The sequence below is a fragment of the Ignavibacteria bacterium genome (genome assembly GCA_016873845.1).
Classification (GTDB): domain Bacteria; phylum Bacteroidota; class Ignavibacteria; order Ch128b; family Ch128b; genus JAHJVF01.
This window is the reverse complement of sequence record VGVX01000036.1, coordinates 1-12,032: the sequence shown is the minus strand read 5'-3', so window position 1 is coordinate 12,032 and position 12,032 is coordinate 1. Positions and strand designations below refer to the sequence as shown.

The window sequence follows — 12,032 nt, the reverse complement described above, 5'->3', positions numbered from 1 at the left end:
CTGTAAGCAAACAGACCATTTAATTTAATTGGATTATGGAATTTTTCATTTTTATGATTCATTAGTCAATTCAAGTCACCATTAGTTCTAAGATTGCTTGTTAAATCAAATTCAGAGTAAAAGCAACAGAGTAATATTTATTGATCTTATGAGATTCGTTGCAATCTTCAGTATGATTCAAGGTCACTCTGTTGATGTCTTTCTTGATTTCCATTTGAAAATGCCTCATTCAGTAGGATTTGGTTCGTGGCTCTTCTTTCGCGGGTTAACTGCACCATTCTTTTTATTTTGTTCAGGTTTTATTTACGGATTGAGATTTTCACGCGCCGAGACTGATGATAAATTCAAACAAATTTCAATTAAGACAATAAAGCGGGCAATACTTTTAATTTTCATCGGTTACTTGATGAAGTCGCCAACTTCAGTCCATTTCATTTAGGACATATAAACGATGCATTGCTTCAGTTATTTCTTGCAATAGATATTTTACAATTAATTGGAATATGTCTTTTTATCCTTTTAATAATTGAATCGATTGCTCGCAGATTTAATATTAATAATACTGAGGTATTAGTTTTAACTGCACTATCATTTACTGTGTTGAATCCGATTGTTTCTATGATTAGCTGGGAATCATTCTTTCCTCTATTAATTTCATCATGGATTTCTACTAAAACAGGTTCTTTGTTTCCGCTTTTTCCGTGGGGAGCTTATTTATTATTAGGTTCAGCAATTGGAATTCTATTAGCAAAAACTCGAATTGCAAGGGAATCCTTTGAAGCTTAAACATTTTTGTTTCCAAAAAACTTGTTATTTTGTCTACCAAAATTAAATAATTTTTAACTTTTTATCTCAAGCGGTCAACTTAGGTTAATAATTGTCTATTATAATATTGGCTTGCAGCAAGTCAGTGCTTTTTTTAGATTTGAATTGAAAATTAAATGTGTAATTGATATCAGAAAGAAAGAATGACCAAATCAAAAGTTGCAGTGCTTAAGACAAAACCTGAAACAATACTTCATGATTATGAGCGATTATTAGAATTAGCCGGGATAGAAAATCATCTCTCAAAATCTTCGTCTACAATCTTAAAAGATAATATATCCTGGCATTTTCCATTTCCGGGTGCAAATACAACTCCATGGCAGCTGGAAGGAACAATTCTCGCATTAAAGAAATTTGGATTCAACGATCAAGTTTGTGTTCAAAATAAAACCGTAGTTACTGATGCTTTTAAGGGTGAAGATTTAAACAAGTACGTTCCAATTTTTAAGAAATATAATATTCCAGTTCTCTTCAATTTCAAAGATGAGGATATGAAATGGATCCCTTATAAACCTAAAGGAGAAATGCTTGTACTAAATCATATTTATCCGGAAGGCATTACTATCCCGGATTATTTTCTGGGGAAAAATATAGTTCATCTTCCGACAGTGAAATGTCACATTTACACAACAACCACCGGTGCAATGAAAAATGCTTTTGGCGGTTTATTAAATACGAAAAGACATTACACTCACTCATGGATTCATAAAACTTTGGTCGATCTTCTGCAAATTCAAAAAGAAATTCATTCGGGAATATTTGCCGTGATGGACGGGACAACTGCGGGCAATGGACCTGGACCGCGAACAATGTTTCCTGTTATAAAAAATATCATACTTGCGAGTGCAGATCAGGTCGCAATTGATTCAGTCGCTGCAAAAATGATGGGATTCGATCCTTTAACAATCGAGTATATAAAAATTGCTCATGACAGAAAGCTCGGAGTGGGTGATCCACGAGATATCGAAATTGTCGGTGAAGATATTTCAAATGAGAACTGGAAATTTCAGGTCGGCGATAATCTCGCTAGCCGTGCCGGCGATTTGTTGTGGTTCAGTCCATTGAAAGTTATTCAAAACTTTTTCTTTCGAACACCGCTCGTAAATCTATTCATATTTGGTTCTGAAGCTTATCACGATTATTACCGCTGGCCCATAAAGGACAAAAGAGTGTTTCAAAATTGGCTAAAAACGACCGAATGGGGAAAACTTTTCAAACAGTACGAAGGCGGGGAATAGCAAACTATTTTTTCAGAGCTAACTTAAATACTTGAATTTATTTTTAAGACTGTGAATTCTTAGTGCCATAGTGTCTTTGTGGCAGTTTCGAAATCGTTATCAACGAATTTCAGACTATTGCCGCTAAGACACAAAGACACCAACTAAAACGAAATTAAATATTTTTAACAGATCACACTTGTTTTTTTGATTCTGCTTTTTCTTCTTCTTTCTTTTCAATGCCGAAGTAAATTATCAATCCAAGTCCTACACAAACAATAATTGGAATTGCCATAAATTCATCTCTTTGATAAGTCTGTTCAAATATTGAACCGAAGAATATTCCAATTCCAACAGATAATGTAACAATTCCCCATCTCAAGTAGCGTAATTTTTGCCTGACGGTTGGCGGTTTGCTCGATTCTTCGAAAAGGAATTTTAAACCTTCGTTGAGCATATCTTTTTCTATCAATGACTGTTGAATTCTATGTTTTGTGTAGAGTGGATACAATACGACTATTCCGACCATGAGAATAACTGCGAATGGGATAAGTAAAGCTAAAATTCCTTCCATTTTCTTGTTCCTTTCTTTTTGTTATTTAGACTCCTAATTGCTAAATAGGGTTACATAATTTTTAGAAAAAAATTAAATTGGATTGTAACATTTTCGAGTCTGTTTGAGTCAAAAGATCGATGCAAAACTATATAAAGAAAGATGAAGATATAGTCAGAAGAATTTTGCAAGGGAATGATTCCGAGTACAGCATTTTGATTGACCGTTATAAAGATAAAGGATTTACGCTTGCCTACAGAATCATTAAAGATCAATTCGAGGCAGAGGATATTCTTCAAGAAGCATTTATTAAAACGTATAATTCTCTTGGGCAATTTAAGTTTGAATCAAAGTTTTCCACTTGGTTCTATAGAATTGTTTATAACACGGCTTTAACATTCATCCGAAGCAAACGCCAAAATCTTAACGATGATAGCACAATAATTGAAGAAATGGAGAGTAATGTTTCTGAATATAAAAACATAGAATCACGTGACTTGAATGTTTTTCTTGGTAAAATTATTCTTAAGCTGCCAGAAAAATATTCCACTATAATCACACTGTTTTATATAAATGAACTCAGCTATGAGGAGATAAGCGATTTAACAGGGAATTCACTTTCATCAGTTAAAGTCGATCTATTTAGAGCAAGGAAGCTCTTGAGGGATATTGTACTAAAAAATAATTATGTTAAGGAGTTGATATGAAACACTTAAACGAATATGAATTATGGAATTATTTGGAAGATAAACTCTCGAATGAAGAACTTGAAAATATTCGTCAGCATTTGAGCGATTGTGAAGCATGCACTCACATGTTGAAATTAAATGGTGCGGTTCTGCGAGAAATGATGGAAAGTAAATCGCCTCAATTGACTTCTAATTTTACCCACAGAGTTTTAGCAGAATTAAATCTCCTGCATAAGAAAAGAAGAGTTTTCAGTTTTGTTAATTTTCCTTTTATACTTTTTACAGTATTTTCGATTTTTACTTTGTCGACAATAATAATTTATTACCTTCAGTCACCACAAAATTTAAGCGGGACATATTCTTTTGATGTCTTCCTCAAAGAAATTATAAATACATGGGAAACCAGCGTTAAAAACTCAATGGTTATCGTTAAGTTTTTGAGTGATCCTACCTATCTATACTTGTTTGGGAGTATAATTCTACTTGGAATTCTTGAGTTTATTCTTTCAAGAATCAGTTATAAAAGAGATTGATGCCTTAAAAAATTTATAAACCGGAACTAAGTGTAAGAAGTTTTTGTAAGCTTCCTTTTTCACCGAGTGCAAATAATTTATCTTTACTTTCTATAACTGTCGAAGAAATTGGATTAAAAATTATTTTTCCATCTTTCTTGTAGATTGACACGATAATTATGTTCAATTCTTTTCTAATGGGAAGTTCGGCGAGCGACTTTCCGACTAAGGAAGATTTTTCAGATACTTGCATCTCTTCGATTTTTAAATCGATCTCCCGCTCTCTCGATACTATATCATAAATTCAACTACACCTGGTCGTAATAGCAATTCTGCCATTCTCGTTCCGCCTATTTCGTATGGCTTTACAACACGATTAGCACCTGCTTTTATTAACTTTGATTCAGTTTCTTCCTCAACCGCGCGTGCAACTACATAAATATTTGGATTTAAAACTTTTGCTGAAAGAGTTGCGAGAACATTTTCAGCGTCGTTAACTAAAACCGCGACGAGTCCTTTCGCTCTCTGCACACCTGCCGTTTGAAGATCTTGATCGTGTGTTGCATCTCCGTTTACGAATAAATATCCCAATTCAATCAGCTTGTCAATTTTTTCTTGATCATTTTCGATCACAACGAATTTGGCATTCTCTTCAACAAGTTCATCGCAGATATATCTTCCCATCTTGCCGCCAATATAAGCAAGCGAACCGAATCCCAGTACGATAATCAATATCGTAAAAGCTCGACCGAAATCGGATAGTGGATTTACTTCTCTAAAACCAGTTGTCGTAATCGTGATGATTGTCATAAATAATGAATCAAAGAAACTCCAATTTTCGATGATCATATATCCAATCGAACCAAATAGGATTGTCGATACAAGTATCGAAAGTCCAACTTTAATTTGTCGAGCAGTTTTACTGTACATATAGCAATCTTTATTCTATTGGAAATATTTTAAGATTTAATTGAGAAAATTCAAAAAACATTTTAAGAGAATTTGAACCCCTCATAAAAATTTCTTACTTTATAACAAATTAATGAACTGAAGCATCCAAAAATTCAATTAAGAGGAGTATTATGGCTCAAAACAAAAAACTCGTGCAGTGGGTAGATGAAATGGCGGCACTATGCAAGCCAGAAAAAATTCATTGGTGCGATGGCTCTGATGAAGAATTTAATCAAATGATTCAACTGCTTATCAAGGCAGGTACAGGAATTAAGTTAAACGATGCCAAACGGCCAAACAGCTATCTTTTCCGTTCCGATCCAAAAGATGTTGCAAGAGTTGAAGATCGCACATATATCTGTTCAAAAAGAAAAGAAGATGCAGGACCGACCAACAATTGGATGGCTCCCGACGAAATGAAAAAAACTTTAAATGGTCTCTTTTCTGGTTCAATGGTCGGTCGAACCATGTACGTTATTCCATTTTCGATGGGCCCGCTTGGTTCAAAAATTTCGCAGATTGGAATTCAGCTGACCGATTCACCTTATGTTGTGATCAATATGAAGATCATGACCCGAATGGGAAAAGCAGTTCTTGATGTGCTCAAAGATGGTGCTTTTGTGCCATGCTTACATTCTGTGGGTTATCCACTTGATGGCGGAAAAAGTGATGTTTCCTGGCCGTGCAACGAGACAAAATATATTGTCCATTTCCCGGAAGAAAGATCTATTTGGTCTTACGGAAGCGGCTATGGCGGAAATGCACTCCTCGGAAAAAAATGTTTCTCATTGAGAATTGCTTCCGTAATGGCGAGAGAAGAAGGATGGCTTGCTGAACACATGCTTATCGTTGGGATCACTTCACCCGAAGGAAAGAAGATGTACTTTGCAGCAGCGTTTCCATCTGCTTGCGGTAAGACGAATCTTGCGATGTTAAAACCTTCTCTGCCTGGTTGGAAAGTTGAATGTGTCGGCGATGATATTTCTTGGATGAAATTTGGACCTGATGGAAGACTTTATGCAATCAATCCGGAATTTGGTTTCTTCGGAGTAGCACCAGGAACTTCTATGGATTCTAATCCCAACGCGCTCTTGTCTTTAAATTCAAATTCACTTTTCACTAATACTGCTTTAACCGATGATGGAGATATTTGGTGGGAAGGAATGACGGAAGATAAACCTGCTCATCTAATCGATTGGAAAGGAAAAGATTGGTCACCGGATAAAGATTATCCATCGTCCCACCCAAATTCAAGATTTACTGCGCCTGCAATGCAATGTCCGGTTATGGATGCTGACTGGGAAAATCCAATAGGGGTTCCGATTTCAGCAATAATCTTTGGTGGACGAAGAGCTTCGTTCATTCCGCTCGTTTACGAAGCATTCAATTGGCAGCACGGAACATTTATGGGTTCTACTGTTTCAAGCGAGACGACTGCAGCCGCCGCGCATCAGGTTGGACAATTGCGTAACGATCCATTTGCAATGCTTCCATTCTGCGGTTATAATATGGGAGATTACTTTGCACATTGGTTGAAAATTGGAAAGAGTGCATCCGCAGATAAACTTCCGAAAATTTATAATGTCAATTGGTTCAGAAAAAGCCCCGAAGGTAAATTCCTCTGGCCAGGTTACGGTGAAAACATGCGCGTCCTAAAATGGATTTTCGAGAGAATTGAGGGGAAGAAGAACTATGTGGAATCTCCGCTCGGAAATATTCCAGCTAAAGGTGCGATTGATGTTACTGGTCTTGATATAACTGAAAATACACTTGAAGAACTCTTTAAGATAGATAAAGATGCTGGTTCAAAAGAAGTTGAACGTGTTCGCGAATATTACAAAATATTTGGCGAAACACTTCCCAAAGAACTCAATGACGAGTTGAATGATTTAGAGAAAAGATTCAAGTGAATTAACAAGAAATAATTTTCAAAGTCTTGGAATCTGTTCAATGCCGCTTCACAAAGCGGCATTTTTTTTATGTGAAATTTATTCTCCACTTAAAGAATACCTTTGATCATTTACTGCTGTCACCGACCGGTCGGTGACAGCAATTAAATAATAGTAATTATGTTTACTTGGAAAGACTATGAAATTGAATCAGAAAAAAGTTTATCGAGAACTTCTTTTATTTTATTAAAATAATCGGGATTCACTACACTAAATTTCTTTAGAATTTGCTTTTTATCAATTGTAAAAGTTTATGCACTTTTACTATTGAACTTTCTGGAAGGACTCCAACTTCCAAGTTTTCGTTTAACAAAGGGATAGAATATTCATCTTTAAAAATATTCGATGTTATTACGCAGACAACAGCATCGTCGAATTGTTGATTGTATTGATTGTTAGAGATTATGAGAACTGGTCTTTTCTTGGTACTGCTTAAATCAGAATAAGGGAATGGAACAAGAACAATTTCTCGCTGATTATACTTCATCCCAGCTGCTTTTATTTTCCGCCCAACTTCGATTTATAGATGCTTCTTTGAGATCTTCGGTATAATCTCCTAAATATAATCCATATTTTTCCTGATAAAGTAGATCAACTAATTTATTTACCTTTTCGACTAACTGAGAATCTTTAAGCAATTTAAGCTTCTCTTTCATCTCTTCGTATTCAGAATATGGTAATTGGATTGTATCCATAATATTGTTCCTTTTCTAGTAATTAAAATAGGGAATGAAAAATTAGAATTCAAGACTAGTGAAATCATTAAGCCTCAGAGTGTCAATGGATTGTTTGAGGCAAGCTCCACAATTCTGTGAACCAAATATCATTTCAAAAAATTTCCTTAAATCTTCTAATTAGCTTAAATTGTAGATGACGAAATGTATAGTAATGAAATAAAAACATTAGATTTCAAATGCGGATACGCATCTATTCTTGGCATCCCAAATGTCGGTAAATCGACATTGATGAACTCCATTTTAAAAACTAAACTCTCAATAACTACATCAAAACCGCAAACGACAAGGAAAAAAATCCTTGGAATTTATTCCGATGAAGACTCGCAGATTATCTTTCTCGACACTCCAGGCATAGTCGAACCGAAATACCTTCTTCAAAAAAAAATGGTTGAGTCAATTGACTCAGCACTTAAAGAAGCCGATATCATCATTTCAGTAGTTGATACCAATAAAAAAACCCTTTCAAATTTTGATGAGACGATAATTCCATTACTAAAGTCTGCTAATAAATCTCAAGTTAAATTTCTTGTTATCAACAAAATCGACCTTATTAAAAAAGAAGAGCTTCTTCAAATAATTGATATGCTAAACAAAAAATTTCAATTTGATGAGATCATTCCCGTTTCTGCTCTTACAGGATTTAACGTTAGTGAATTAACCGCAACGATTAAAAAATATCTTCCAGTACATGAACCGTTCTATCCAACAGATATCTTGAGCCAAGAGCCGGAGCGGTTTTTTATAAGCGAAATTATCCGCGAAAAAGTATTTGAATTTTACCGTGATGAAATACCATATTCAACAGAAGTTATTATCGCGGAATATAAAGAGAGAGAAAATTCGAAAGATTACATCAGTGCCGAGATAATCATCGAGAGGGAATCGCAGAAGAAAATTATAATCGGGAAAGGCGGGGAAGCACTTAAAAAAGTTGGGCTGCGTGCGAGAAAAGATATTGAAAAGTTTCTTGGTAGAGAGGTCTTTCTAGAACTAAGAGTAAAAGTCCGCGAAGATTGGAGGAACGATCCACGCATGATGAAAGATTTCGGTTATTGATGGGACTTTATATCAACTTACTGACCATATATGAAATATAAAGCTGAGTTTATCTTATTTATAATTACTGTTATTTGGGCAGGAACATTTGTTATTATCAAACCGGTTCTTGAATTAATTTCACCAATGGTTTTTGTCTCCATTAGGTTCATTCTCGCTGCAATTATTTTATTTTTTATTTATAGAAAAAGAGTATTTAACATTCCCATGCCAACAGTAAAAATGGGCTCGGTTCTTGGTTTTTTTTTATTTGCGGGATTTACAGTACAAACTATCGGACTCAAGTACACTTCAGCGACGAAATCGGCATTAATCACTGGCACTTTCGTAGTATTCACCCCGATCCTTCAATTATTTGTTGAAAGAAAACCTCCCAAAATAGGAAGTGTGATTGGAGTTGTACTAGTTTTCCTTGGATTGCTATCACTTTCTTCAACAGAGGGATCTCTTTATAAATTTCTTCTTTCGATCGGAAGAGATTTCAATATTGGTGATTTTCTTACGTTGATCTGTGCACTTTACTTTGCGGGTTACATAGTATATCTCGATATGATTTCAAACAAAACTGAATACCGTGATTTAGTTTGGGTTCAAATTTTATTTACTGCAATTGGTGCAGTAATCAGCATGACAATTTTTCACTGGACGAAAATTGAATCAGTTGTTTTTAATCTTAATTCTCAGGTAATTTGGACGATTTTGTATACAACGATTTTTGCAACCATCATTACAACATTTTTACAGACACGTTATCAGAGATTGACTACTCCAACCCGCGCTGCTATAATCTTCACCTGTGAACCATTGATAGCTTCGATTTTAGCCTACTTAATTTTAAGTGAAACAATTGGTATCTTTGGCATTATCGGAGGAGCTTTGATAATCTTCGGAGTTCTAATCTCTGAGATTTTTGACGATTTAATTGCAAAAATGAAATCAGGCTGAAACATAGTTTAGGATTTCTATGAAAACATTTTTCACATTTATAGCGCTTGCGTCATTGATTCTGACAAGTTGCAAATCTGAAACTCCGCCAAGTGTGGAAGTAGAAAAAGAAGAGGTGCGTAATTTCTTATCGTATTGGACTAATTTTATAAATTCCCGTTCACTCGAAAAATTTGACGAATTTTGGATTGAAAGTAATGAAGCTTCACTTATTGTTCCGGAACAGAAAAATGCCGTCACCTCTTATGAAAACATTTTAAATTATTATTCAGAAAAAATTTCTGAATTCGATTCGCTTGAGTATAACATATGGGAACCGATTATCTGGATCTCACCAACAAAGAGCGAGGCACAAGTTATTTTCTCGGCAAAGAAAAAAATTATATTTAAAAATGGATTCATTGTGGATTTTGCACCAATTCGTTCTTCGGCTTTACTTCTTAAGTTTGGAGGGGAGTGGAAACTATTGAACCTTCATGAATCAACCCAAGCGAGATGAGAGCAGTTATTATAGTTTCGGGATTGGTCCAAGGTGTCGGTTATAGATATTTTATTTATAGACACGCTGTGCAGCTTGGTTTGGTGGGATATACAAAAAATCTTATCGATGGGTCGGTAGAAATTGTTGTTGAAGGTGAGAAAGGTTCCATTAATGCATTAATTCAGGAGGCAAAAGTTGGACCCCGTTCAGCTCACGTTAAAGATTTGAAAATTTCTTGGGAAGATTCAACAAATGAATTTCATGAATTTAAAATAACAGGCTGGTAAATGATTAAAATCGGTTTTGGATATGATGTCCATAAATTCGTCTCTGGCAGAAAATTATTTTTGGGAGGAATTGAAATCCCATCTTCAAAGGGATTGGAGGGACATTCAGATGCAGATGTCCTTCTGCATGCAATTTGCGATGCATTGCTTGGAGCAGCGGCGTTGGGAGATATTGGTAAACATTTTCCGAATACCGATCCAAAGTTTAAAAATATTGAAAGTACAAAATTGCTCAAAAATGTATGCGAGCTATTAAAAAACAAGAATTACCGCATCAATAATATTGATTCCACAGTCTGTTTTGAAGAACCAAAACTACTTCCTCATATTGAAACTATGAGAGAAAATATTTCATCTATAATTGGAATAAATAAATCTTGTGTTTCAATCAAAGCTACGACAAACGAAAAGCTTGGCTTTATCGGACGTAAAGAAGGTGGAGCTGCATTCGCTGTTGCACTAATAGAAGAAATCACTCTATGATAGACGAAATTGTTGCTTTTGCATCGACAATAAATCCAATTTGGTTGTATTTGCTAGTTTTCTTCATCGCATACATTGAAAACCTTTTTCCACCATTTCCAAGTGACGTTATTGTAGCATTTGCTGGTTCTGTTTCTGCAATTGGTCCGGCATCCTTGCCGTTGTTGTTGATCATGGCAGTCGGCGGCAGTACTATTGGTTTTATTACGATGTACTATATTGGAAAATTCGCAGGGAACAAAATTTTAGAAACAGGGAAAATAAAATTCATTTCAGTAAAAGCTGTGTTCACTGTTGAGAAGTGGTTCCAAAAGTATGGATATCGGTTAATTATTGTAAATCGATTTCTCGCTGGAACAAGAGCAATAATATCATTCTTTGCCGGCATGAGCGAGCTCGACTTGAAGAAGACTATAATTCTTTCTGCTGCGAGTGCTTTAATATGGAACATGATCTTAATCTATCTTGGATACGCAGTTGGGCACAACATCGACCGCATCGGAGAGTATCTCGCAGCTTACAATAAATTTGTATTAAGTATTCTTGCCGGAGTTGTGATTCTTTTCATTGCAAGATATATTTACAAAAAATTTCGTAATAAATGAATCAAACTAATTTTATTTGGTAATTGGAGCACATATTTGAAAAAACATTCTGAGTTGATTAAAAACTTGGTATTATCAATTTCGTTCGGACTTTTGTTATGGTTCGCATTTCCCCCATTCCGAACGGGATTCTTTGCTTATTTTGCACTTGTTCCACTCCTTATTCTTTTAGATAGACTGAAAAATTATTACCAAGTTTTACGATACTCATATCTTGGATTAGTGATTTTCCATGCGCTGACAATTTATTGGATCGGCGGCTGGTCTGCAAAGACGGACGTATTTATGGAACTCGGCTCAATTGCACTCATACTAATTCATCCAATTTTTTATTGGGTGCCAATCTCGATTTATTTTTTCATAAAAAAATATTTTAGTGGGAAAGCTGCTTTATTTTTCTTCCCATTTTTGTGGAACGCAATCGAGTATTCCCGTTCTGTCGAAGAAACTGCTTTTCCCTGGCTCACACTTGGAAATACACAGTCTTATTACCTTCCCCTAATTCAAATTACATCGTTCATCGGTGTTTATGGCCTATCATTTCTAATAGTAGTATTTAACGTATTAATTTTTATTGCTTATAAAAATTATCGATACATGAGCTTGAGGTTTGCACTGAACAAGATTGCTATTGTTGTAATTATTTTATTGATACTTTTCATTTATGGTAAGATTGTAATTAACGATGTTGATCCGCCAGGCAAACAATTGCGGATCGCAATGATCCAGCCCGATTTTGATC

General features: G+C 35.1%; 18 protein-coding genes. 13 read left to right on the top strand and 5 right to left on the bottom strand.

The features are described from left to right. Positions 1-148: 148 nt before the first annotated feature. The 3 genes from FJ213_08040 to FJ213_08030 all read left to right on the top strand — a co-directional run bounded on the left by FJ213_08040 (position 149) and on the right by FJ213_08030 (position 2,063). A complete protein-coding gene (locus FJ213_08040) occupies positions 149-439 on the top strand; it encodes a DUF1624 domain-containing protein (GenBank protein MBM4176109.1) in 291 nt (96 codons plus the stop codon). 5 nt (positions 440-444) lie between these two features. After that, the gene (locus tag FJ213_08035; protein ID MBM4176108.1) at positions 445-786 is read left to right on the top strand and encodes a DUF1624 domain-containing protein; all 342 of its coding nucleotides are present in this window, start codon (positions 445-447) and stop codon (positions 784-786) included. A 182-nt stretch (positions 787-968) separates the two neighbouring features. Then, positions 969-2,063 carry a DUF362 domain-containing protein gene (locus FJ213_08030; protein MBM4176107.1) on the top strand — a complete coding sequence of 365 codons (1,095 nt, stop codon included), beginning with the start codon at positions 969-971 and terminating at the stop codon, positions 2,061-2,063. A 172-nt stretch (positions 2,064-2,235) separates the two neighbouring features. Here FJ213_08030 and FJ213_08025 read toward each other — a convergent pair whose 3' ends face one another. After that, the gene (locus FJ213_08025; protein ID MBM4176106.1) at positions 2,236-2,616 is read right to left on the bottom strand and encodes a hypothetical protein; all 381 of its coding nucleotides are present in this window, start codon (positions 2,614-2,616) and stop codon (positions 2,236-2,238) included. A gap of 119 nt (positions 2,617-2,735) precedes the next feature. Between FJ213_08025 and FJ213_08020 the strand changes: the two genes are divergently transcribed. Together FJ213_08020 and FJ213_08015 are read left to right on the top strand one after the other, a co-directional pair. Then, on the top strand, positions 2,736-3,302 hold the full coding sequence (locus tag FJ213_08020) for a sigma-70 family RNA polymerase sigma factor (protein ID MBM4176105.1): 567 nt from the start codon (positions 2,736-2,738) through the stop codon (positions 3,300-3,302). Continuing rightward, the gene (locus tag FJ213_08015; protein ID MBM4176104.1) at positions 3,299-3,817 is read left to right on the top strand and encodes a zf-HC2 domain-containing protein; all 519 of its coding nucleotides are present in this window, start codon (positions 3,299-3,301) and stop codon (positions 3,815-3,817) included. Before FJ213_08020 ends, FJ213_08015 begins: the two co-directional genes overlap by 4 nt. Positions 3,818-3,830: 13 nt before the next feature. On the opposite strand, the gene FJ213_08010 is transcribed toward FJ213_08015, so the two are convergent. After that, positions 3,831-4,049 carry a hypothetical protein gene (locus FJ213_08010; protein ID MBM4176103.1) on the bottom strand — a complete coding sequence of 73 codons (219 nt, stop codon included), beginning with the start codon at positions 4,047-4,049 and terminating at the stop codon, positions 3,831-3,833. 38 nt (positions 4,050-4,087) lie between these two features. Next, positions 4,088-4,726 carry a potassium channel family protein gene (locus FJ213_08005; GenBank protein ID MBM4176102.1) on the bottom strand — a complete coding sequence of 213 codons (639 nt, stop codon included), beginning with the start codon at positions 4,724-4,726 and terminating at the stop codon, positions 4,088-4,090. A 137-nt stretch (positions 4,727-4,863) separates the two neighbouring features. On the opposite strand from FJ213_08005, the gene FJ213_08000 reads away from it, so the two are divergent. Continuing rightward, positions 4,864-6,657, top strand: a complete 1,794-nt coding sequence (locus tag FJ213_08000) for a phosphoenolpyruvate carboxykinase (GTP) (GenBank protein ID MBM4176101.1) — start codon at positions 4,864-4,866, stop codon at positions 6,655-6,657. Between the two features lie 259 nt (positions 6,658-6,916). Here the strand turns inward: FJ213_08000 and FJ213_07995 are convergent, their stop codons facing one another. Continuing rightward, positions 6,917-7,183, bottom strand: a complete 267-nt coding sequence (locus FJ213_07995; protein ID MBM4176100.1) for a type II toxin-antitoxin system PemK/MazF family toxin — start codon at positions 7,181-7,183, stop codon at positions 6,917-6,919. Next, positions 7,173-7,391 (bottom strand): hypothetical protein, encoded by a 219-nt coding sequence (locus tag FJ213_07990; protein ID MBM4176099.1) that lies wholly within the window; start codon positions 7,389-7,391, stop codon positions 7,173-7,175. The genes FJ213_07995 and FJ213_07990 overlap by 11 nt, the downstream gene beginning before the upstream one ends. Positions 7,392-7,574: 183 nt before the next feature. On the opposite strand from FJ213_07990, the gene FJ213_07985 reads away from it, so the two are divergent. The 7 genes from FJ213_07985 to FJ213_07955 form a co-directional block, all read left to right on the top strand. Further along, positions 7,575-8,489: a GTPase Era gene (locus tag FJ213_07985; protein ID MBM4176098.1), complete on the top strand. Its 915-nt coding sequence runs from the start codon at positions 7,575-7,577 to the stop codon at positions 8,487-8,489. 30 nt (positions 8,490-8,519) lie between these two features. After that, positions 8,520-9,434, top strand: coding sequence for a DMT family transporter (locus FJ213_07980; GenBank protein ID MBM4176097.1), 915 nt, complete (start codon positions 8,520-8,522; stop codon positions 9,432-9,434). Positions 9,435-9,453: 19 nt separating this feature from the next. Continuing rightward, a complete protein-coding gene (locus FJ213_07975) occupies positions 9,454-9,933 on the top strand; it encodes a hypothetical protein (GenBank protein ID MBM4176096.1) in 480 nt (159 codons plus the stop codon). After that, the gene (locus FJ213_07970) at positions 9,930-10,202 is read left to right on the top strand and encodes an acylphosphatase (protein ID MBM4176095.1); all 273 of its coding nucleotides are present in this window, start codon (positions 9,930-9,932) and stop codon (positions 10,200-10,202) included. The genes FJ213_07975 and FJ213_07970 overlap by 4 nt, the downstream gene beginning before the upstream one ends. Then, on the top strand, positions 10,203-10,685 hold the full coding sequence (locus FJ213_07965; GenBank protein MBM4176094.1) for a 2-C-methyl-D-erythritol 2,4-cyclodiphosphate synthase: 483 nt from the start codon (positions 10,203-10,205) through the stop codon (positions 10,683-10,685). Continuing rightward, positions 10,682-11,290, top strand: a complete 609-nt coding sequence (locus tag FJ213_07960; protein ID MBM4176093.1) for a DedA family protein — start codon at positions 10,682-10,684, stop codon at positions 11,288-11,290. The genes FJ213_07965 and FJ213_07960 overlap by 4 nt, the downstream gene beginning before the upstream one ends. A 36-nt stretch (positions 11,291-11,326) precedes the next feature. Continuing rightward, on the top strand, positions 11,327-12,032 hold a 706-nt coding region (locus FJ213_07955), incomplete at its 3' end, for a hypothetical protein (GenBank protein ID MBM4176092.1).